This is a genomic window from Micromonospora sp. WMMD975 (genome assembly GCF_029581215.1).
Taxonomy (GTDB): domain Bacteria; phylum Actinomycetota; class Actinomycetes; order Mycobacteriales; family Micromonosporaceae; genus Micromonospora.
Map to the genome: position 1 here is coordinate 3667932 of NZ_CP120739.1, position 20072 is coordinate 3688003.

The 20072-nt window shown below is 72.5% G+C and carries 21 protein-coding genes; 9 read left to right on the forward strand and 12 right to left on the reverse strand.

Features of this window, described 5'->3' with window-relative positions:
• Nucleotides 1–63 precede the first annotated feature (63 nt).
• A complete protein-coding gene (locus tag O7613_RS15735) occupies nt 64–717 on the reverse strand; it encodes a GPP34 family phosphoprotein (protein ID WP_281587646.1) in 654 nt (217 codons plus the stop codon).
• Between the two features lie 196 nt (nt 718–913).
• Here O7613_RS15735 and O7613_RS15740 point away from each other — a divergent pair, with 196 nt between their 5' ends.
• Nucleotides 914–2422, forward strand: coding sequence for an APC family permease (locus tag O7613_RS15740; RefSeq protein WP_281587645.1), 1509 nt, complete (start codon nt 914–916; stop codon nt 2420–2422).
• Between the two features lie 62 nt (nt 2423–2484).
• On the opposite strand, the gene O7613_RS15745 is transcribed toward O7613_RS15740, so the two are convergent.
• Together O7613_RS15745 and O7613_RS15750 are read right to left on the reverse strand one after the other, a co-directional pair.
• A complete protein-coding gene (locus O7613_RS15745) occupies nt 2485–2874 on the reverse strand; it encodes a hypothetical protein (RefSeq protein WP_281587644.1) in 390 nt (129 codons plus the stop codon).
• A gap of 40 nt (nt 2875–2914) precedes the next feature.
• The gene (locus O7613_RS15750; RefSeq protein ID WP_281587643.1) at nt 2915–3643 is read right to left on the reverse strand and encodes a hypothetical protein; all 729 of its coding nucleotides are present in this window, start codon (nt 3641–3643) and stop codon (nt 2915–2917) included.
• Between O7613_RS15750 and O7613_RS15755 the strand changes: the two genes are divergently transcribed.
• The 3 genes from O7613_RS15755 to O7613_RS15765 all read left to right on the forward strand — a co-directional run bounded on the left by O7613_RS15755 (nt 3642) and on the right by O7613_RS15765 (nt 6170).
• Nucleotides 3642–3830: a hypothetical protein gene (locus tag O7613_RS15755; RefSeq protein WP_146180017.1), complete on the forward strand. Its 189-nt coding sequence runs from the start codon at nt 3642–3644 to the stop codon at nt 3828–3830. The two genes, O7613_RS15750 and O7613_RS15755, sit on opposite strands and share 2 nt — an antisense overlap.
• Nucleotides 3831–3873: 43 nt before the next feature.
• The gene (locus O7613_RS15760; RefSeq protein ID WP_282289162.1) at nt 3874–4599 is read left to right on the forward strand and encodes a hypothetical protein; all 726 of its coding nucleotides are present in this window, start codon (nt 3874–3876) and stop codon (nt 4597–4599) included.
• A 926-nt stretch (nt 4600–5525) separates the two neighbouring features.
• A complete protein-coding gene (locus tag O7613_RS15765; RefSeq protein WP_281587641.1) occupies nt 5526–6170 on the forward strand; it encodes a C39 family peptidase in 645 nt (214 codons plus the stop codon).
• A 130-nt stretch (nt 6171–6300) separates the two neighbouring features.
• Here O7613_RS15765 and O7613_RS15770 read toward each other — a convergent pair whose 3' ends face one another.
• Nucleotides 6301–6954, reverse strand: coding sequence for a DedA family protein (locus O7613_RS15770; RefSeq protein ID WP_281587640.1), 654 nt, complete (start codon nt 6952–6954; stop codon nt 6301–6303).
• A gap of 247 nt (nt 6955–7201) precedes the next feature.
• Here O7613_RS15770 and O7613_RS15775 point away from each other — a divergent pair, with 247 nt between their 5' ends.
• Entirely contained in the window at nt 7202–10057 is a 2856-nt protein-coding gene (locus tag O7613_RS15775; protein WP_281587639.1) for an aconitate hydratase, read from the forward strand.
• A 69-nt stretch (nt 10058–10126) separates the two neighbouring features.
• On the opposite strand, the gene O7613_RS15780 is transcribed toward O7613_RS15775, so the two are convergent.
• Nucleotides 10127–10441: a hypothetical protein gene (locus tag O7613_RS15780; RefSeq protein ID WP_282289163.1), complete on the reverse strand. Its 315-nt coding sequence runs from the start codon at nt 10439–10441 to the stop codon at nt 10127–10129.
• 88 nt (nt 10442–10529) lie between these two features.
• Between O7613_RS15780 and O7613_RS15785 the strand changes: the two genes are divergently transcribed.
• A complete protein-coding gene (locus tag O7613_RS15785; RefSeq protein ID WP_282289164.1) occupies nt 10530–11297 on the forward strand; it encodes a DUF5753 domain-containing protein in 768 nt (255 codons plus the stop codon).
• The gene (locus O7613_RS15790; protein ID WP_282289165.1) at nt 11288–11509 is read left to right on the forward strand and encodes a DUF397 domain-containing protein; all 222 of its coding nucleotides are present in this window, start codon (nt 11288–11290) and stop codon (nt 11507–11509) included. Before O7613_RS15785 ends, O7613_RS15790 begins: the two co-directional genes overlap by 10 nt.
• Before the next feature lie 25 nt (nt 11510–11534).
• Here the strand turns inward: O7613_RS15790 and O7613_RS15795 are convergent, their stop codons facing one another.
• Nucleotides 11535–11939, reverse strand: a complete 405-nt coding sequence (locus O7613_RS15795; protein ID WP_282289166.1) for an SRPBCC family protein — start codon at nt 11937–11939, stop codon at nt 11535–11537.
• A gap of 88 nt (nt 11940–12027) precedes the next feature.
• Between O7613_RS15795 and O7613_RS15800 the strand changes: the two genes are divergently transcribed.
• Nucleotides 12028–13770 (forward strand): DUF6461 domain-containing protein, encoded by a 1743-nt coding sequence (locus O7613_RS15800; protein WP_282289167.1) that lies wholly within the window; start codon nt 12028–12030, stop codon nt 13768–13770.
• A gap of 21 nt (nt 13771–13791) precedes the next feature.
• On the opposite strand, the gene O7613_RS15805 is transcribed toward O7613_RS15800, so the two are convergent.
• The gene (locus O7613_RS15805; protein ID WP_282289168.1) at nt 13792–14520 is read right to left on the reverse strand and encodes an SDR family oxidoreductase; all 729 of its coding nucleotides are present in this window, start codon (nt 14518–14520) and stop codon (nt 13792–13794) included.
• Nucleotides 14521–14615: 95 nt separating this feature from the next.
• Here O7613_RS15805 and O7613_RS15810 point away from each other — a divergent pair, with 95 nt between their 5' ends.
• Complete coding sequence (locus O7613_RS15810; protein ID WP_282289169.1) at nt 14616–15464, forward strand: LysR family transcriptional regulator; 849 nt, start codon at nt 14616–14618, stop codon at nt 15462–15464.
• Between the two features lie 82 nt (nt 15465–15546).
• Here the strand turns inward: O7613_RS15810 and O7613_RS15815 are convergent, their stop codons facing one another.
• The 5 genes from O7613_RS15815 to O7613_RS15835 all read right to left on the reverse strand — a co-directional run bounded on the left by O7613_RS15815 (nt 15547) and on the right by O7613_RS15835 (nt 20002).
• Nucleotides 15547–16029, reverse strand: coding sequence for a GNAT family N-acetyltransferase (locus O7613_RS15815; protein WP_281587630.1), 483 nt, complete (start codon nt 16027–16029; stop codon nt 15547–15549).
• An 88-nt stretch (nt 16030–16117) separates the two neighbouring features.
• Nucleotides 16118–16726 (reverse strand): ATP/GTP-binding protein, encoded by a 609-nt coding sequence (locus O7613_RS15820; protein ID WP_281587629.1) that lies wholly within the window; start codon nt 16724–16726, stop codon nt 16118–16120.
• Nucleotides 16707–17096 carry a DUF742 domain-containing protein gene (locus tag O7613_RS15825; RefSeq protein WP_281587628.1) on the reverse strand — a complete coding sequence of 130 codons (390 nt, stop codon included), beginning with the start codon at nt 17094–17096 and terminating at the stop codon, nt 16707–16709. Before O7613_RS15825 ends, O7613_RS15820 begins: the two co-directional genes overlap by 20 nt.
• Nucleotides 17093–17518: a roadblock/LC7 domain-containing protein gene (locus O7613_RS15830; RefSeq protein WP_281587627.1), complete on the reverse strand. Its 426-nt coding sequence runs from the start codon at nt 17516–17518 to the stop codon at nt 17093–17095. Before O7613_RS15830 ends, O7613_RS15825 begins: the two co-directional genes overlap by 4 nt.
• 66 nt (nt 17519–17584) lie before the next feature.
• On the reverse strand, nt 17585–20002 hold the full coding sequence (locus O7613_RS15835; protein ID WP_281587626.1) for a nitrate- and nitrite sensing domain-containing protein: 2418 nt from the start codon (nt 20000–20002) through the stop codon (nt 17585–17587).
• Nucleotides 20003–20072: the final 70 nt, after the last annotated feature.

The window sequence follows — 20072 nt, forward strand, 5'->3', positions numbered from 1 at the left end:
CGCCGGGGCGGGACGCGGCCCGGGGCGGCGCCGCGCCGCTCCCGTCGGGCGCGCGGCGGAGCGTCAGCGGCGCACGGTCGTGGTGCTGACGTCGAGCGCGCCCACCACCGCGGCGAGCAACCCGTCGAGCTGCGCCGGCAGGAACCGGCGACAGTCCCGCATCCGGCCGCCGACCTGCGGGTCGAAGATGTGCGCGGCGAGCCCGACCGCCTCGCCGAGACTCGCCAGCAGCAGCGTGCCCGGGTCCAGCTCGGCCGGGGACGAGTGCATCAGCATGGCGGTCAGCCGGACCCGCGGCGAGGCCGCCTGGTTCGGGTCGATGGCCGGCCACCGCACCTGACGGCCGATCAGCTTGCCCTGCTCCCGGCGGAGGACGCCGGCGGTGACCAGCCGGGTGCCGACCCGCTCGTTGATGTTGAGCTGGCTCCGCAGGTAGCGGATCCACAGCCGGGCGGGATGCGCGCCCTCCCGGCGCAGGATCTCGGTGATCAGCAGGTCGGTCAGCGGTTCCTGCCAGAGCCGCGGGTCAACCGCGGCGATGCCGCCACCGTCGAGGGCGATCCGACCCTCGAACATCAGCTCGGCGAGCGCGGCGCCGGCCAGCCCGCACTCCAACCGGTCGACGGCGACGTGCGGCTTTCCGGTGAACTCGTCATGTCCGATGAGGAACAGCGCATCGGCGAGCCGGTACGTGGCTTGTGCCCCGGGGTAGGTCATGGTCCATCCTCGAACGGTGGCCGTGATCGTCGACACGGGACGGTACGGCATGACCACGCACAGCTCAATTCCGCTCTCTCACGCGCATCCCAATCGATATCGAAGTGGGCTTGTCACGATCCGTGATCACCAATACCCTGCTTCAGGCTGTTCCTAAATAGACACCTCAAACCCCTTCCCCTCCCCTGGAGAAGCCTTGTCCTCCGATCCGTTCTTCTCCGACGGTGGGCTGCGCCGTGGCCGTCTCGGCACCGCCCACCTCGTCTTCTTCACCGTCGCCGCGTCGGCCCCGCTGACCGTCCTCGGTGGCGGTGTCACCACCATGTACGCGGTCAGCGGCAACATCGGCGCCGCGCTGGGCTACGTGCTGCTCGCGGCCGTCCTCGCCGTGTTCGCCACCGGCTACGCCGCGATGAGCCGGTACGTCGCGAACGCCGGCGCGTTCTACGCGTACATCGCCAACGGCCTCGGTCGAGCCGGCGGGGTGGCCGGCTCGGCGGTCGCGTTGGCCGCCTACAACGCGATCCAGATCGGTCTCTACGGGCTGTTCGGCGCGATCATGACGGACTTCATGACGGCCAAGGCCGGGCTCACCCTCGACTGGTGGGTGTGGGCGCTCCTGGCCTGGGTCTTCATCGGCCTGCTCGGCGTGCTGCGGATCGACCTGAACGCCAGCGTGCTCGCGGTGCTGCTCGTCCTCGAGTGCGTCGCGGTGCTGATCTTCGACCTGGTCGCGTTCGCCCATCCGGACGGCGGCAGCGTCACCACCGCCGGGATCAGCCCCGGTCACCTGTTCGGGGCCGGTTTCGGGGCCGTGCTCGCGTTCACCATCGCCTCGTTCACCGGCTTCGAGAGCGGCGCGATCTACAGCGAGGAGGTCAAGGACCCGCGGCGCACCGTGGCCCGGGCCACCTACATCGCGGTCGCGTTCACCGGCCTGTTCTACGCCTTCTCCGCCTGGGCGCTCACCGTGCTGACCGGGCCGGACAACGCGCCGCAGGCAAGCGCCGAGGCGGGCCCGGGCCTGATCTTCGGCGCCCTCGACCAGTACACCGGCGCCGTCGTCGCGGACATCGCGAACGTCCTGTTCATCACCAGCGTGCTGGCCGCCCTGCTGTCGTTCCACAACGGCGTGGCCCGCTACCTGTTCGCGCTCGGCCGGGAGAACGTGCTGCCCCGCGTCCTCGGCGCGACGTCCAGCCGCAGCGGCGCCCCGATCGCCGGCTCGGTGGTGCAGAGCATCCTGGCCGTGGTCGTGTTCCTGGGGTTCGCGATGACCGGCCGCGACCCGGTCATCGACCTGTTCACCTGGCTGTCCGGCGCCGCCGCGGTCGGCGTCGTCCTGCTGATGACGCTCACCTCGGCCGCAGTCGTCGGCTTCTTCCGGGGTCGCGGCGGCCCGGAGTCGGCCTGGCAGCGGGCCATCGCGCCGAGCCTCGGCACGGTCCTGCTCGCCGCCGTGCTGCTGGTGCTGCTGTTCAACTTCGACGCGCTCCTCGCGCCGGACACCGCCAGCTATCTGAAGTGGCTGCTGCCGGCGATCCCGGTGGCCGCCGGGGTGCTCGGCCTGATCTGGGGCGCGGTGCTGCGGACCAGCCGCCCGGACACCTACCGCCGGATCGGCCAGCTCGACGAGGAGAACCTGCACGAACCCGGCCTCCACTCGGCCCCCGACCCCGACCGCTGGGCCGCCAGCCACCGCTGAGCATGTAAGGCGGGGCCCCTTCTTAACGCTTTCGGTAGAGGAGGGGCCCCTTCTTAACACCGTCAGGCGGTACGGATGACGGTGCAGATGGCCGGGCCCTCGTCGGTCGCCCGCAGCAGATAGCGGTAACGCTCTCCGGGCACCGCGCCGCCCTGGCTGTCCAGGAACTCCCACCGCACCGCCACCTCGGTGAGCAGGGCCGACACCTGCTGCACGTCCTCGATCTGCGCGTTCGCGGCGACCAGCTCCCGCTCCTGGTAGTCGGGGGCGGCACCGACGAAGCTGAGCGCGACCGCCGCCGGCGAGGTGAACGAGAAGCTGTACGTGTCCGCGACGACCAGCCCGGGCAGCGCGTAGCAGGCGGCGATGGCCGGCACGTCTGCGCTGGTCAACGCCACGCCGTAGCGGTCGAAGAAGTCGGTGAGCGTGTCGAGGTCGGTGGAAGCCGTCACGACGATCACCTTTACCGGCCAGTCAGCGAGGCAAACCTGGTCACCGGGGCGGGATGCGCACCTCGATCTCCGCGCCGAGTCGCGCACCGCCGGTCAGCGCCAAGCCGTCGCCGCTCCAGAACCGGCCCGGGTCGTACCAGTTGGGCCGTCGCCCAGCCGGCAGCAACCCCATCGCCTCGTAGGTCACCGCCACCACCTCCGCGCAGTACGCCGTCTCCAGCGCCCGGTCGCGCACCGGCGTCACGCCGCGCTGCGGCCGGTCACCGTCCGGCACCCTTCCGCCGTCCGACACCCTTCCGCCGTCCGGCGTTCTCCCGCCGTCCGGCCCGAACGCGCGTCCGCGCGGGTGCGGCACCCGGCCCCGGGCCCAGCGCCAGGCGAGCTGCGCGGTGGACGGGAACGGTGTGCCGTCGAGACGGGCCACGGTACGCAGCACCGCCTCCTCCATGGCGGCGTCGGCGGGCGGTTCGAGCTGGCGCAGCCAACCGCGCTGGCCGTACCGGTTGGCCCAGACGCAGACGGCGTCCCGCAGGTCGTGCAGCTGGACGCCACGCTGGCGGGTGCCGGTCCACATGTCCGTCAGGGAGCGGCCCAGCTCGGCGTGCCACATCAACGGCGGCATGTCGTCCAGCACCACCGCCATGCCCACGTGGTTGACCGGGCTGTTGGTGGTGAGCTGGATCGCGCGGTCGGGCACGCTGCGCCCGCGGAACACCCACAGGTCGCCGGTGCGGGTCAGCTCCACGGCCTCGTCCAGGCTGATGCTCATGGAGGACTACCCTAAGCCGATGCGGCAACGGATGCGGTGGTGGAAGGTGCTCGGCCTGGCCGGTCTCGCCGGTGTGGCGGCGACCGGTGTGGTGGTGGCCCGGGCGGAACGGCAGCGCCGGGCCTACACGCCGGAGGAGATCCGGGACCGGCTACGCGAGCGGCACGCCAAGGCTTCGTCCTCCTGAGTGGAGGGTTGATAGGGCGGCGTGCTGCCCTATGATCGGCGTCATGGCAAATAGTTTCTGGGAGACACAGTTTGTGCTCGACCCGCCGCCCGCGCCGGTCGAGCGACACGGCGACGTCGACCTGCACCTGCCGGCCGGCGACGGTGGCGGCCACCCCGCGATCGTGGTGGTGCACGGCGTTCCCGGGCCACCGGACGCACCCGACGCCCGGGACTGGCCGCTCTACCGCGGCTACGGCGCACTGCTCGCCGAAAACGGCGCGGTCGTCGCGATCCCCCGGCTAACCGTGGTGAGCCCCGACGACCTGACCACGGTCGCCGCCCGGATCACCGACACGGCCGACCTCGTCCGCGCCGACCCGCGCGTCGACTCCGAACGGGTGGCCCTCTGGTTCTTCTCCGGAGCCGGGCTGCTGATCGGCGACTGGCTACGCGATCCGCCCCGCTGGCTACGCGGGCTCGCCGCGACGTACCCCCTGCTGGCGCCGCTGCCCGAATGGCCCCCGGTCGACTCGCGCTTCCATCCGATCGACGTCCTCGCGACGGGCGGGGCCACCCTGCCGCCGCTCGTGCTGAGCCGGGTCGGGCGGGAGCGGCCCGAGGTCGACGCCGGGGTCACGGCGTTCACGGCTGCCGCCAGCAGACGCGGCCTGCCGCTGCACGTGGTCGACGTGCCGAACGGGCGGCACGGGTTCGACGCCCTGGACCACAGCGAGGAGTCCCGCGCCGCCGTACGCGCCGCCCTGTTCCACCTGCTCACCGCCCTCTGACCAGCCTTGATCGACTCCGCGCCCCCAGATGGCGGCATCCGGCGCCCTTGATCGACTCCACTTCGGCGAGGTGGCGGGGTCGGGCGCACCGGGATGCCGCCACTTCGGCGAACTGGAGTGCGGTCAGGCGAAAGTCCCGCTATCCGGCATCATTTTCCCACCGCCCGGGACAACTGGAGATCCTGGCACAGAAAGCCCCGGAGGGGCCGTGCCGTACCAAGATTCGCCCGCAGTGGTAGCTGAGCGTGAACGGCCTGAGGCGGGGTGAGAGGGCGCTGCTCGGCGCCTTTGCTCTGCAGCCCTATCCGCATCAGCCGGTTGACCTGCTCGGACGCAAGGGCCGCCGGCGCGGGCAAGGGGCCAATTCGGTGACGTTCCGTGCGCGGTGCGCGGATGGCTGCAGAGCAAGGCGGCGAGCGAAGCCACACACCCGCGCGGACACCGACACGCGCGGACGCCGACACGCACGGACGCCGACACGCGCGGACGCCGACGCGCGGGTGGCTGCAGAGCAAGGCGGCGGAGGAGCTGCAGCCGGGCGGACGTTGGCGTCCCGCCGGTTCGGCCTGTGGAGGAGAGCATCTGTCCACGGGTGGGGGGTGTGGGCGGATTGTGGATGTCGTGGGTGGGGCCGGGGGTCAGGCGTGTCCGGTTTCGGGTGTTTCGGGGGTGGTCGGTGCCACCGCCTCGGCGGAATCGCCGCCGGGGGTCAGGCGTTATACCCGGCAGACCGCGTGGAGCCCGGCCCTCGCCGAGGCAGCCCCGGTCGGGAATGACCGGCCACCGGCCGTCGTTACCCATCCCCTCGGGCCACCCGAGCAGGTCCCCACGGACCGCCGGACCCGCCCACCACAGTCTTCCCCCGCACGCGGCACCCCGCCGGGAACCTGCCGCGTCTTCCCCCAACCCCCTGGGAGGCAACCATCATGGCTACCACCCTGCTGCGTAAGACCGTGCTGACCGCCGCCGGCATCGCCGCCACCACCGGCGGCATCGCCGGACCCGCCATCGCCGCCCACGCCACCCCGGCCCCCAAGACCGCCGTCGTCGCCGACCGCACGAGCGGCGATCGGGAACTCGACGTGCGCTACCAAGCCCAGCCCAACTTCTACTACTGCGGCCCCGCCGCCGCCCGCAACGCCATCAGCGTCCTCGGCAAGAACATCGACGTCGACACCATGGCCAAGGAAATGGGCACCACCGAAGACGGCACCAACAGCATCAACGACATCACCCCCGTCCTGAACAAGGAAACCGGCAAAACCTACAAGTCCGTCGAAATCAAGACACCCAAGGCCGACGACAAGCAGACCGACACCCTGCGCACCGACATCGTCCGCACCATCGACGACGGCCGCGCGGTCGTAGCCAACATCGCCGGCACCACCACCGACACCGACGGCAACCCCCACGCCTTCGAAGGCGGCCACTACATCAGCATCGTCGGCTACCAGAACGGCGGCAAGACCGTCACCATCGCCGACAGCGCCAACCCGAACACCGCCTCCTACCACATCACCGTCGACCACCTCGCCGACTGGATCGCCACCCGCGGCTACTCGACCTCCTGACCCACAACCACACGAATGGGCCCGACCCCACGAACACGGGGTCGGGCCCATTCGCGTATCGAAAAGAGCACGGGGTCGGGGCCTGGCACACCCGAGCAGGCCCGACCCCACCACCGGGGGTCGGGCCCTTTCAGCGTTCCGTCGCCCCGACCGGCTCGGGCCTGTCCGGCGCCTCGACCGGGGGCAGCCGCTTCGCGCGGCGGCGCAGCCACCACGTGCTGACCAGGCCGGCGAGCACGGCGAGCACCAGCCCGGCCCAGGAGATGTCCTTCAGCCAGTGCTCGGCGGCCCGCCCGACGTAGAACAGCAGGTACGTCGTGCCGAACGCCCAGACCAGGCCGCCGGCCGCGTTCGCCACCAGGAACCTGCGGTACGGCACGTGCAGCGCCCCGGCGAGCGGGCCGGCGAGGATGCGCAGCAGTGCGACGAACCGCCCGAAGAAGACCGCCCACACGCCGTGGCGGGCGAAGCTCTGTTCGGCGCGGGCCAGGTGCGCCGGGCCGAGGTGCTTGGGGAAGCGTCGGCCCAGCCGTTCCAGCAGCGGCCGGCCACCGCGGCGGCCCACGGCGTACCCGATGGAGTCGCCGACGATCGCGCCGGTCGCGGCGGCGGCGGCCACCCACTCGGGTTGGACCACCCCGGTGGCGGCGAGCAGGGCGGAGCTGACCAGCACGATCTCGCCGGGCAGCGGAACGCCCATGCTCTCGACGCCGATCACCCCGGCGACGATCAGGTAGATCACGCCCGGGGGTAGCGCGGAGAGCCAGTGCTGCACGTCGACCACGCCCCCGACCCTACCCGCGCAGGCTCAGCCCGAGGGGCCGTCACCGTCCAGCACCGGGTGGTCCTTGCGGGCGGGGACGTGGTGGATCATGGTGGGCGCCTCCTCGTCCCGCAGCGTGGCGTGAGGTTGCGTGAATAGCAAGACGGACGTACGGTTTTGTAGATGCCGACGTAGGTAAGTGTCGCCTAAGCACGGCGGTGCCCCGGTCGGTGCGACAAACTGCTCAGGACTACTCACGGTCGCTGGTGTGAAGGAGTACGACGTGGCGAGCCTCGACACCTTCGGTGCGAAGACCCAGCTACGCGTCGGAGACGCGAGCTACGAGATTTTCAGGATCGGCAAGGTGGAGGGGCACGAACGGCTGCCCTACAGCCTGAAGATCCTGCTGGAGAACCTGCTGCGGACCGAGGACGGCGCGAACATCACCGCCGACCACATCCGGCAGCTCGGCGGGTGGGACCCCACCGCCGACCCGAGCGTGGAGATCCAGTTCACCCCGGCCCGGGTGCTGATGCAGGACTTCACCGGCGTGCCCTGCGTCGTCGACCTGGCGACCATGCGCGAGGCCGTGCGCGACCTCGGCGGCGACGCCACCAAGGTCAACCCGCTCGCGCCGGCCGAGCTGGTCATCGACCACTCGGTCATCGCCGACCTGTTCGGCCGCGAGGACGCCTTCGAGCGCAACGTCGAGCTGGAGTACGAGCGCAACAAGGAGCGCTACCAGTTCCTGCGCTGGGGCCAGAGCGCGTTCAACGAGTTCAAGGTCGTCCCGCCGGGCACCGGCATCGTGCACCAGGTCAACATCGAGTACCTGGCCCGTACGATCATGGAGCGCAACGGCCAGGCGTATCCGGACACCGTCGTCGGCACCGACTCGCACACCACCATGGTCAACGGCCTGGGCGTGCTGGGCTGGGGCGTCGGCGGCATCGAGGCCGAAGCCGCGATGCTCGGCCAGCCGGTCAGCATGCTGATCCCGCGCGTGGTCGGCTTCAAGCTCTCCGGTGAGATGCCGGCCGGCACCACCGCCACCGACCTGGTGCTGACCATCACCGAGATGCTGCGCAAGCACGGCGTGGTCGGCAAGTTCGTCGAGTTCTACGGCCCGGGCGTGAGCGCGGTGCCGCTCGCCAACCGCGCCACCATCGGCAACATGTCGCCGGAGTACGGCTCCACCGTGGCGATCTTCCCGATCGACGGCGAGACCGTCCGCTACCTGGAGCTGACCGGGCGCGACGCGTCTCAGGTCGCGCTGGTCGAGGCGTACGCCAAGGAGCAGGGCCTCTGGCACGACCCGGACCACGAGCCAGACTACTCCGAGCGCCTGGAGCTGGACCTCGGCACCATCGAACCGTCCCTCGCCGGCCCGAAGCGCCCGCAGGACCGGGTGCCGCTCGGCAGCGCCAAGACCCTGTTCCGCTCCGCGCTCACCGACTACGTGGCCGCCGACGAGACCGGCGGCGACCCGGCCCGCAAGCCGGGCGTGCCGCAGCAGCAGAAGCCGTTCGGCACCGACGGCCCGGCCGACGAGGCGAGCGCCGAGTCCTTCCCGGCCAGCGACGCGCCGGCCAACGGCGTCAACGATCCGGCGGACGCGCCGCGTGACCTGGAGACCGCCGCCGTGGGCGCGGGCGGCCGGGCCAGCAACCCGGTACGCGTGACCGGCGCCGACGGCGTCGAGTACGAGCTGGACCACGGCGCCGTGGTGATCGCCGCGATCACCTCCTGCACCAACACCTCGAACCCGCAGGTGATGATCGGCGCGGCGCTGCTGGCCCGCAACGCGGTGGAGAAGGGCCTGGCCCGCAAGCCGTGGGTGAAGACCACCCTCGCGCCGGGCTCGAAGGTCGTCATGGACTACTACGACCGGTCCGGCCTGACGCCGTACCTGGAGAAGCTCGGCTTCAACCTGGTCGGCTACGGCTGCACCACCTGCATCGGCAACTCCGGCCCGCTGCCGGAGGAGGTCTCCGCCGCCGTCAACGAGGGCGACCTGGCGGTCGTCTCGGTGCTCTCCGGCAACCGCAACTTCGAGGGTCGGATCAACCCGGACGTCAAGATGAACTACCTGGCGTCCCCGCCGCTCGTGGTCGCGTACGCGCTCGCCGGCACGATGGACATCGACCTGGCCAACGAGCCCATCGGTGAGGACTCGCAGGGCAACCCGGTGTTCCTGCGGGAGATCTGGCCCAACAGCGCCGAGATCCAGGACGTCATCGCCTCCGCGATCGGCGCGACCGGCTTCAGCGCCGCGTACGCCGATGTGTTCGCCGGCGACGAGCGCTGGCAGTCGCTGCCGACCCCGACCGGCGACACGTTCTCCTGGGACGGCGACTCGACGTACGTGCGCAAGCCCCCGTACTTCGAGGGCATGCAGCAGCAGCCGACCCCGGTGCAGGACATCGCCGACGCGCGCGTCCTGGCGAAGCTCGGTGACTCGGTGACCACCGACCACATCTCCCCGGCCGGCTCGATCAAGGCGGACTCCCCCGCCGGCACCTACCTGGCCGAGCACGGCGTGGCCCGGCACGAGTTCAACTCGTACGGCTCCCGCCGGGGCAACCACGAGGTGATGATCCGGGGCACGTTCGCCAACATCCGGCTGCGTAACCAGCTCGTCCCGGGCGTGGAGGGCGGCTTCACGGTCAACCACCTCACCGGCGAGCAGTCCTCGATCTACGACGCCTCGATGGCGTACCAGGAGGCGGGCGTCCCGCTTGTCATCCTGGCCGGCAAGGAGTACGGCTCGGGCTCGTCGCGCGACTGGGCGGCCAAGGGCACCATGCTGCTCGGGGTGAAGGCGGTCATCGCCGAGTCGTACGAGCGGATCCACCGCTCGAACCTGATCGGCATGGGCGTCCTGCCGCTCCAGTTCCCGGTGGACACCACCGCGGAGTCGCTGGGCCTGACCGGCACGGAGACGTTCTCGATCAGCGGCGTGACCGCGCTGAACGACGGCGACACCCCGCGCACGGTGACCGTCACCACCGACACTGGCGTGGAGTTCGACGCCGTGGTCCGCATCGACACTCCCGGTGAGGCGGACTACTACCGGCACGGCGGCATTCTCCAGTACGTGCTGCGCCGGATGATCGCGAGCTGATCGGCTGCTGCTGTTAGGCGGGGGCCCTTCTTAACACACGTGTGTTAAGAAGGGCCCCCGCCTTGCATCTCAGCGGAGGCGGAGGGCTACGGCGCGCGCCTCCGCGTCGGTGAGCGGCATGAACCACAGGAAGCGCCGCACGATCGCGATCGGGTCCGGTCCGCCGGGCTGCCCACGCAGGTCGCGGATGGCCTGGCGGGTGATCCGGGAGAACTCGGGGATCAGCGTCGCGCGGCGGGCCGCGTCGGTGGGCACGGCGCGCAGCGCCGGGCACGGCCAGGGCTCGCCGCAGTCGTCGCAGCGCCAGGCCGGACCGCACGCGCGGTGCGTGGGCAGCGGCAGCACCACCCGGGGGTACGCGGAGATCGGTGTCGGGTCAGTCATGCCCCCACCGTGCCGACCGTGGCCACACAATCACACAGCGTTGTGTAATCTCCTTCGGACGCTTCTTTTGCTCCGGGGAGGAACCGGCATGAACCATGCCTTCGTCACCGCGCTTGCCGGCTCGGGCCACACCGCCGAGACCCTGGCGGAACGGCTCGGCCTGCATCCGAAGACGGTGGCCCGATGGGCGAACCCCGGGCACATTCCGCAGAGCCGGCACCGCGCGACGGTCGCGAACCTGCTCGGCCTGCCGATGGATGCGCTCTGGCCGGACGCCGGCCGCCGCCGCGAGCCGGTGTGGTTCCGCCCGTGGGTGGACATCGAACGCGAGGCGGTCGCGCTGCGCGCGTTCCAACTCGCCTGGGTGCCGGGCCTGTTGCAGACCGAGGGGTACGCCCGCGCGACGTTCCTCGGTCAACCGCTCACCGCCGACGAGGTCACCGATCTGGTCGCCGCGCGGCTGGACCGGCAGGGCATCCTCAACCGGCAACGCGGACCGCTGTACGTGGTAGTGCTCGACGAGCAGGTGCTGCGTCGCGCCGCCGCCGGCGACCGGCCGCTGATGGCCGCCCAGGTCGCCCACCTGGCGGCCTGCGCCGAGCTGCCGAACGTGCAGCTCCACGTGGTGCCCGCCGACACGCCCACCTATCCCGGGCTGGACGGGCCGTTCATCATCGCCGAGCTGCGCGACGGCAGCCGGGTGGCGCATGTGGACAGCCAGGCGCAGGCGCAGATCATCGAGCAGCCCTCGGAGATTGCTACCCTGGAGCGTCGGTGGGAACGCATCCGGGGCGAGGCACTGCCCCGCGCGCGGACCCTGGAACTGTTGAGGGAAGTTGCGGCGGCATGGGCCTGAGCGGCGGCATTGACTTGAGCGGCGGCGTCGGCCTGAGCGGCGCCCGGTGGCGCAAGAGCACCCGCAGCGGCGGCAACGGCGGCGACTGCGTCGAGGTGGCCGGCAACCTGCGCGGCGTGGTCGGCGTCCGCGACTCGAAGGACCCGTCCGGGCCGGTGCTCACCTTCACCCCGGCCGCGTGGACCCGGTTCGTGACGTCGACCCGCTCCTGAACCGCCCGTCCCGCGCTCGGCCCGGTCACGTGTCGGCGTGCTCCAACACGGCCTTGAGCCGGGCCAGGTCGGCCTCGACCAGAGCGGTGTCCCGCTCGAAGTCCACATCGCTCATGCCGGGCCCCCGCCGCAGGCTGAACACCACCTCGGTGCCGTCGCCGTCGGCGATGGCGCGCAACGGCACGTACACCGTCTCGCCGGACGGCGTCCGCACCTCGTGGTCGAGCACGCCGTAGTCGTTCGCCGGCGCGAACGTCAGCCGGGCCCGGCCCGCGGGCGTCTCCACGAACCAGTCGCCGCCCTCGCGCGTCACCGAGCCGCCCAGGCCGGGTGCCCAGCGGGGCAGGTTGGCCGGGTCGGACGCGAACGCGTAGACCGTCGCGACCGGACGGTCGATGTGCACGCTGAGGTGCCGGGACTCGCTAGCCACGCCGCCGATGATGGCACGCCGGCCGGAACTGTCGGGGGTTGATGCGATTCTCTGCCCGCTGTCGGAAGACCGGACGGGGAGGTCCCACATGCCCGCACCACTGGATGCGGTGAACGACGCGCTGGCCGCCTTCGCCGCCGCGACGATGCCGGTGTTCACGGCCCGGGTGCCCGTCCCGCCGGCGCGGCTGCTGGGGCGCCTGGCCGCGCCGGCCGAGGCGGATCCGCACCAGGCGCACCGCTGGCCGGTCCTGCCGCGCGGCGACGAGCCGGACTGGATGGCCGCGCTGCGCGCGCTCGGTCCGCTGCCGGCGGAGCGCCTGCTCGGCGCGCTCGAGTCGACGGTCGCCGAGCACGACTGGAGTGGCGCGCCGGATCTGGTCGGCGACCTACCCCCGCCGCCGGCGGGCCAGTACGCGTGGTTGACCACCGGCGGCGGCAACGACAGCGCGGCGACGTCCGCCGCGACCGTGCTGCACGCGCTGCGCCCCGGGCTGGGCGGCCGGGTGGTCGCCGCGGTGCGGGCCCTGGTCCCGCATCGGAGCGTCGCGCCGCTGCTCGCCGGCACGCCGGCCGGGGCCGATGAGCCGGCGATCGCCGCCGCACACGGCGCCGCCCATCTCGGCCTCGCCGTGGCGGTCGCCGGCGCCGCGGTGCACCAGGCGGACCCGCCGGTGATCGTGGAGCGCGCCGCCGCCGTCGTGGGCCTGGCCGTCGGCGCGGCAGCGCTCGTGCTGCGCGAGGTGCCACTGCCACCGGTGTACGCGGCGGCGCTGCTGGAGCGGATCCGCGCGGAATATCTGCTGCCGCGGCACCTGACCAGCACCCTGCACGTCGAGGGGCACCGGTTCGGGCTCGCCGAGCACGGGCTCCCCCACGAGGTCGACTTCACGGGCAACGGGCTGGTCGCCGTGGTCGACGGTGGCGTGGCGGTGCGCACCGGCGTCGCGACCGGTCACGTGCGCGTCGAGCTTCTCGTGCTTGCCGGGCCGCCGGACGAGGTGGAGTCGGGGTGGGAGGAGATCGTCGAGGTCAGTTGGCACGCCGCCGCCGGTGACACGTCCTGGGTGCCGGGCGACGGCAGATCGTCGCGGCTCACCCCGCCGTGGCCGGGCGACTACCGGGTCCGGGTGCACGCCCGCGGGCGCGACGACAACGACGCCGGGCTGGAGGGCTACAAGCTCGTCGTCTGGTCGGCCCCGACCGCGCCGGAGGTGGTGCACCGGCGCTCCGATCAGCTCGGGCACCGGCTGCGCGGCGAGCCCGAGCCGGCCCGGCCGCCCGAGCACGCGTACCGGTGGATCCAGCGCTCCCCGATCTCGCAGGCGGCGACCGTCACGGTCGTCACCGGCGCCTCGGTCGAGCAGGTGGTGCGCGCCTTCGGCGCGGATCCGGCCCGCCCGGAGCCGGTCGACACCCTCCGCCGTGACCTGTCCCTGCGCGGAGCGGCCCACACCTGGGTCGCCGCCGTGCTGGCCGACGACGACGCGGTAGTGGTCGTCGAGGACAACGGCTACCGGGGCTCGGATGCGGCGGTGCTGTGCGCCGCCTCGATCGGTGGCCGGGCGGCAAGCATGTTCTGGAACGTCAACGCCGTCACCCGGCTCTCCTTCGCCGAGGGCGGCCGGCTGCTCGCCGCGTCCGAGCCGTGGGGGCGCGACGTCTATCCGCCGGAGGTGTCGACAGCGGTCGCCGGCCTCGACTTCGCCGAGGCCGGCGACCATGTGGAGAAAGGGCTGGTGGCGGTCGAGCGGTTCACCGGTCGCGGCCTGACCTCGGCCGACCTCGCCCGGATCGACACGGCGGCCGACGGCTACCGGATCACCCACTGAGGGCCGCATGATCCGGGGCGGTCACCACGGCACCACGCCGGCGTCCTCGAAGAAGCCGCCGGTCGGCCCGTCGTCGGGCAGCGTGGCCAGCCGGATCGCGATCGCCGCGCCCTGTTGCGGCGTCCGCACCCCGCGGAAGGCGTTCAGGTCGGTCGCGGTGAAACCCGGGCAGGCGGCGTTGATCAGGATGTTCGTGTCGCCGAGCGCCCTGGCGTACTGGATGGTCACCGCGTTGAGCATCGACTTCGACGGCGCGTACGCCACGGACAGCGGCCCGGTCTGGTGCTCCCCGACGGAGGCGCTCTGCCGGGTGAGCGAGCCGACGCCGCTGGACATGTTGACGATCCGGGGCGACGCCGAGCGGCGCAGCAACGGCAGCATCGCCTCGGTGACCCGGACGACGCCGATCACGTTGACCTCGACCGCCGTCCGCACTGTCGCCACGTCCACGTCGCCGGGCTGCTGCGGCATGCCGCCGGTGACGCCCGCGTTGTTGACCAGCACGTCGAGGCCGCCGGCCTCCGCCAGCAGGTGGGCGGCGGCGGTCACGCTCGCGTCGTCGGTCACGTCCAGCGGCACGTCGAAGGCGTCCACGCCGTCCGCGCGCAGCTTCGCCACGGCGGCCGCCCGGCGCTGCTCGTCCCGGGCGCCGACGCCCACCCGCCAGCCCAGCGCGCCCAGGCCGGCCGCGATCTCGTACCCGATTCCCTTGTTCGCGCCGGTCACCAGCGCAATCCTGCGTTCGCTCATGCAGTCGATCCTGTCCGGGTCGCCGCCGGTGCTCCAACACCAACCGGGTAGCGTCCGATACCCGGCGGGTATCGGTCCGGCGGTACGGTGGTGGGGTGGAGACGCGGGAGCTGCGCTACTTCGTCGCGGTGGCCGAGGAGTTGCACTTCGGCCGCGCCGCGCGACGCCTCGGCATCGCCCAGCCGCCGCTGTCCCGGGCGATCAGAGCGCTCGAACGGCGGCTCGGGGTGAGGTTGCTGGAACGCGACAGCCGGACCGTGGCGTTGACCCCGGCCGGCGCGGTGCTGCTGCGCGAGGGACACGCCGCGCTCGACGCGGTGGCCGCCGCCGACCGGCGTACCCGCCGCGCCGCGTCCGTCGCGGGCGGCGGCCCGGGCCTGGTGCTGGCCACGAAGGCCGGCGCGTCGAGCGAGCTGTTGCCGAAACTGCTCGACGCGTACGCCGCCGAGCCGGACGCGGTCCCGGTGGACGTGCTGTTGTGCGGCATCGGCGAGCAGGGCCGGCTGCTGCGCGACGGGCGGGCCGACGTGGCGCTGCTGCACCTGCCGTTCGACTCGACGGCCGGGCTGGACACCGAGGAGTTGGTGACGGAACAGCAGGTGGTCATCCTGCCGGCCACGCATCCGCTGGCCGGTCGGGCGCAGCTGCGGACGGCAGACGTCGAGGCGCTGACCGACCTGCCGATGCCGCGCTGGCCGCGCTCGGACGGCACGTATCCGGACGGGCCGGGCCCGGAGGTCCGCGACCACACCCAGCTGTTCCAGCTCATCGCGCTCGGCCGGGCCACGGCGGTGCTGCCCGAGTCGGCCCGGACGCTGCTGCTCCCCGACCTGGCCGCCGTGCCGGTGCCGGACGCGCCCGTGGTGACCACGGTGATCGCGTGGCCGCCGCACAGCCGGTCAAGGGCCCTCGCCGCCCTGGTCCGGACCGCCACCCGCCTCTGATGATCTCGGGCCTGTTCGCAGGGTCCGGCCCGGCCCGCCGGACCGGCCTTAGGAGTGACCGGCCGGCCCGCCGGGACCGGCCCTAGGCGGGCAGGTCCTTGCGCATCTGCTGGGTGACCACCCGGTAGCCGGACGTCTCGTACAGCCTGCGCGCCGTCTCGTTGGAGCCGAAGACGTTCAGTTCGAGCGCCTGGGCGCCCTGCTCCCGGGCGGCCCGCTCGCCCGCGGCGAGCAACGCCCGCCCCAGACCTCGGCCCCGGTGCTCGGCGGCCACCTCGATGTCGTAGAGGAAGGCGCAGCCGGCGAGCCCCCGCGGATGGGTGAGGCCGAGCCACAGGCGCCCGACCGGCGAGCCGTCGGGCAGCACGCCGAGCAGGAACAGCATGCCGGGTGTGGCCATGCCCTGCGGCAGCAGGACGGCGCTCGCCTCCCGTGCGCGGTCGAGCGCCTCCTCCGGAGTCCAGTTGCCGGCGGCCACGTGCTCCTGCGCGTAGCCGGCGGCGAGTTCGTCCTGCCAGCGGTCGAACTCCTCCGGGGACATCGCCCGTACGTTCACCTCGGTCATGCGCCACAGGCTCTCACGATCCGCCCGCCCAGGCTGCCCCGAGACGTGCGGCGCGGACCCGGGAGGCTGCCGCGGACGGCGGACGCGCTCAGTCGTCGGCGGCGCGGCGGCGCGCCTCGCGCAGCTTCATGGCGTGCTCCAGCAGCGTGATCAGCACCTCCTTGGCCGACTCCCGCCGCCGCGCGTCGCAGAGCACCACCGGCACGCCCGGGTCCAGGTCGAGCGCCGCCTGCACCTCGTCGAGCCGGAACTCGCGGGCGCCCTCGAAGCAGTTCACCGCCACCACGAACGGCGTGCCCCGCCCCTCGAAGTAGTCGATCGACGGGAAGCAGTCGGCCAGCCGCCGGGTGTCGGCAAGCACCACCGCGCCGAGCGCGCCGAGCGCCAACTCGTCCCAGACGAACCAGAACCGGTCCTGCCCGGGCGTGCCGAACAGGTAGAGCACCAGGTCGTCGCTGAGGGTGATCCGACCGAAGTCCATCGCCACGGTGGTGGTCGACTTCTCCTCCACGCCGGACAGGTCGTCGATGCCGATGCCGGTCTCGGTCAGCACCTCTTCGGTACGCAGCGGGCGGGTCTCGCTTACCGCGCCGACCATTGTGGTCTTGCCGACGCCGAAGCCACCGGCGATCAGGATCTTGATCGCGGTGGGCAGCGGGGCCGCACCCGCCGGCCGCTCAGAGCGCCCGTAGTCCATTGATTACCGCCTCGAAAACGTGCTCGTCGGGAAGGCCGGCGGGGGTGGCGCGCGGCTCGCGTACCTGCACCAGACTGCGGGCCGCCAGGTCTCCGAGGAGAACCCGGACGGTGCCCACGGGCAGGTCGAGATGGGCGGCGATCTCGGCCACGGACTGGATCCGCTGGCAGAGGCCGACGATCGCCACGTGCTCCGGGCCGAGCCCGGACTCCGATCCCACCTCGGTGCGGGTCGAGCTCACCAGGGAGATCAGATCGAACGTGCCGGTCACCGGGCGGGCCCGGCCACCGGTCACCGCGTACGGGCGAACCACCGGACCCGCGTGGTCGTCGACCCACTCCTGCTCCGTGGGCTCCCCCTGGCCGGTCATCGTGCCGCGTTCTCGCCGGCGGGCTGTTCCCGGGTCGGTGAGGCGACGAACCGGCCGACCCGGGTGACAAGCATGGCCATCTCGTACGCGATCAAACCCACGTCCGCGTCCTCCGACGCCAGCACCGCGAGGCAGGCGTTGCGGCCGGCCGCGGTGACGAAGAGGAAGGAGGACTGCATCTCGATGATGGTCTGCTGCACCTGACCACCACCGAACCGCTTGCCCGCGCCACGGGCGAGGCTCTGGATGCCCGCCGCCATCGCCGCCAGGTGCTCGCCGTCGTCCCGGCTCAACCCGCGGGACGAGGCCATCAGCAGTCCGTCGGTGGAGAGCGCCACGGCGTGTTCCGCCTGCTTGACCCGGCCGACCAGGTCATCCAGCAGCCACGCAAGATCCGCGCCCGAAGCCGTCTTCTGCGCCACTCGTCGTCCTCTTCTCCCCGGCTGGTGTGCCGTTCTCGTCCCGGTTCCGTCGGCGTCGACGCCCGGTCAGGTGGCCTGCTCGTTTGCGTCGGCCGGCCCACCGCCGGCCCCGTGCGCCCCGCCGAGCAGTCGGGCCGCGTCAGTGCGGCCGCGGCGGGTTCCACTCTGGTAGGAGCTCATCATCTGGCGTACCTGCTCCGGCGCGCGTGCCATGTCCCCCGCCTCGTCGTCGCCCGCGCCGGACGGGTCGTGCCGCAGCTCCGGGTTAAGACTGGCCTGGCGTACCCGGACCGGCAACCCCGCGTCGGTGACCGGCGGGGTCTCGTCGGTCGCCGCCGGGGTGGCGCGGGGCTCGACCACGGCCAGCTCCGCGGTCGGCGCGGCGGCCGCCGACTGTCGTTTGCGGGTACGCGCCGGCAGCCCGGACGGGGTCAGCCGGGGCGCCGCCGGTTCCGGCTCGGTCTCGGGCGTGGCGGGGGTGGCCGGCGCGGTCGCACCGGCGTCGCCGTCGCCGCTCGCCCGGACCGCGCCGGTGTCCTCGGCGGCGGCCGGCGTCTCCGCCGGCTCGTCGACCGGCGGCGGCGCGACGGCGGCGGGCTCACCGGCGTCCGTGGTGATCAGTTCGCGGGGGATCAGCACCACCGCGGTCGTGCCGCCGTACGCCGACTCTCTCAGTTGCACCTTCACGCCGTGCCGTTCGGTGAGCCGGCTGACCACGAACAGGCCGAGTCGGGCGGCGTCGGCCAGGTTCAGCTCGGACCGGTCCACGATGCGGCCGTTGGCGGCGGCCAGTTCGTCACCGCTCATGCCGAGGCCACGGTCCTCGATCTCGATGGCGAAGCCGTTGGCGACGAGCTGGCCGCGAACCTCCACGGTGGTCTGCGGCGGCGAGAAGGAGAGGCCGTTCTCGATCAGCTCGGCCAGCAGGTGGATCACGTCACCGACGGCGCGGCCGGTCAGTGACACCGCGCCCAACGGCCGCACGGTCACCCGGGTGTAGTCCTCGACCTCGGCGACCGCGCCGCGCACCACGTCCACCATGGGCACGTTGCGTCGCCAGGCCCGTCCGGGCGTCGAGCCGGAGAGCACGATCAGGTTCTCCGCGTTGCGCCGCATCCGGGTGGCCAGGTGGTCGACCCGGAACAGGTCCTCCAGTTCCTCGGCGTCGTGCTCGCGGCGTTCCATGGCGTCGAGCAGGGTCAGCTGGCGGTGCACGAGCGCCTGGGTGCGCCGGGCCAGGCTGAGGAACACGTCGCGGACGCTGCGGCGCAGCTCGGCCTGCTCCACGGCGGTGCGCACGGCGGTTTCCTGCACCGCGTTGAAGGCCCGGCCGACCTGGCCGATCTCGTCGTCGCCGAACTGCAGGGGTGGCGCCTCGCGGGCGACGTCCACCTCCTCGCCGCGACCCAGCCGCTCCACCACACTTGGTAGCCGCTCCTCGGCCAGCCGCCGGGCCGCCTCGCGCAGCCGTTCGAGCTGCCGGACCAGCGCCCGGGCCGTGGTGATCGAGACGATCACGGACGCGACGACGGCGATCAGACCGAGACCGGCGGCGAGCACCAGCCGGACGATGACGCCGACGGCGACCGGGGTGGCCCGGGACACGATGTCCTCACCACCGGCGAGGATCACCGCGCGCAGGTCGGCCATCGCCTGGTCGGCGGCGGTCCGCCAGGCCGCGGCGGTGACCGGCGGCCGCACGTCCTCACCCTTGGCCGCGAGCACCCGGTCCTGGAGCGTACGGAGCTGGTTGAAGGTGTCACCCTCGGTCATCCGCTGGTAGCGGGCCCGGTCGGTCGGGGCGAGTTCCCGGGCGGTGCGGTCGCCGAGGAACCACTGCGCACCGACCAGCCGAGCGAACGCGGTCTGCTCGGCGACGGTCAGCCGGTTGGCCGCGACCGCGCCGGTGAGCAGGGCGTCCTGTTGGGACAGCAGCTCGCGGGAGCGGTTCAGGTCGATCAGCGCGGCGGTGTCCCGGGCGATCTGGTCGTCGTCGAGGCCGCCGAGCGCGTCGAATACGGCGAAGATGCCGTCGACCGCCTCGTCGTACGCGGTGAGCGTCGCGGTCCGGTCGATGGCCTTGCGGCCGACCTCGTCCCGCACCTGGGCGAGCTGGTCGATCTCGCCCTTCAGCTCGGCGAGGCGCTGCTCCAACTCGTCGCTGGCCGGGATCGTGGTGCGCCAGTCCCGCACCGACCGCCAGAGCGCGCCGGCGGCCTCGTCGGTGCGCTCACGCTGGGTGCGCAACTCCGCCAACTGCCCGGGGTCGGACTCGCCCAGATAGCGCAGCGAGAGCCGGCGCTCGTTCTGCAACTCCAGCAGCAGCGGATCGCTCGGCTCGAAGACCCGGGCGTTGAGCGCCTGCACGCCGAGCAGGTTGAACCCGTCGCGCACGGTCACCCAGGCGGCGAACGCCCAGAGCGCGACCAACGACGCCAGCAGGGCGATGATCTTCGTACGGAGATTCGTACTGCGGGAACCCATCACACCGTCCTGGCCCGGTCTTCGGTCGGTCCGACATTCGATCGACTCCGGCGCACGCTAGCAGTCGTCG

Coding starts and splice junctions, on each gene's coding strand:
- O7613_RS15735 (WP_281587646.1), bottom strand. CDS start 717: ATGACCTACCCCGGGGCACAAGCCACGTACCGGCTCGCCGATGCGCTG.
- O7613_RS15755 (WP_146180017.1), top strand. CDS start 3,642: ATGGAGGACTACCCTAAGCCGATGCGGCAACGGATGCGGTGGTGGAAG.
- O7613_RS15750 (WP_281587643.1), bottom strand. CDS start 3,643: ATGAGCATCAGCCTGGACGAGGCCGTGGAGCTGACCCGCACCGGCGAC.
- O7613_RS15760 (WP_282289162.1), top strand. CDS start 3,874: ATGGCAAATAGTTTCTGGGAGACACAGTTTGTGCTCGACCCGCCGCCC.
- O7613_RS15765 (WP_281587641.1), top strand. CDS start 5,526: ATGGCTACCACCCTGCTGCGTAAGACCGTGCTGACCGCCGCCGGCATC.
- O7613_RS15780 (WP_282289163.1), bottom strand. CDS start 10,441: ATGACTGACCCGACACCGATCTCCGCGTACCCCCGGGTGGTGCTGCCG.
- O7613_RS15785 (WP_282289164.1), top strand. CDS start 10,530: ATGAACCATGCCTTCGTCACCGCGCTTGCCGGCTCGGGCCACACCGCC.
- O7613_RS15790 (WP_282289165.1), top strand. CDS start 11,288: ATGGGCCTGAGCGGCGGCATTGACTTGAGCGGCGGCGTCGGCCTGAGC.
- O7613_RS15800 (WP_282289167.1), top strand. CDS start 12,028: ATGCCCGCACCACTGGATGCGGTGAACGACGCGCTGGCCGCCTTCGCC.
- O7613_RS15805 (WP_282289168.1), bottom strand. CDS start 14,520: ATGAGCGAACGCAGGATTGCGCTGGTGACCGGCGCGAACAAGGGAATC.
- O7613_RS15815 (WP_281587630.1), bottom strand. CDS start 16,029: ATGACCGAGGTGAACGTACGGGCGATGTCCCCGGAGGAGTTCGACCGC.
- O7613_RS15820 (WP_281587629.1), bottom strand. CDS start 16,726: ATGGACTACGGGCGCTCTGAGCGGCCGGCGGGTGCGGCCCCGCTGCCC.
- O7613_RS15825 (WP_281587628.1), bottom strand. CDS start 17,096: ATGACCGGCCAGGGGGAGCCCACGGAGCAGGAGTGGGTCGACGACCAC.
- O7613_RS15835 (WP_281587626.1), bottom strand. CDS start 20,002: ATGGGTTCCCGCAGTACGAATCTCCGTACGAAGATCATCGCCCTGCTG.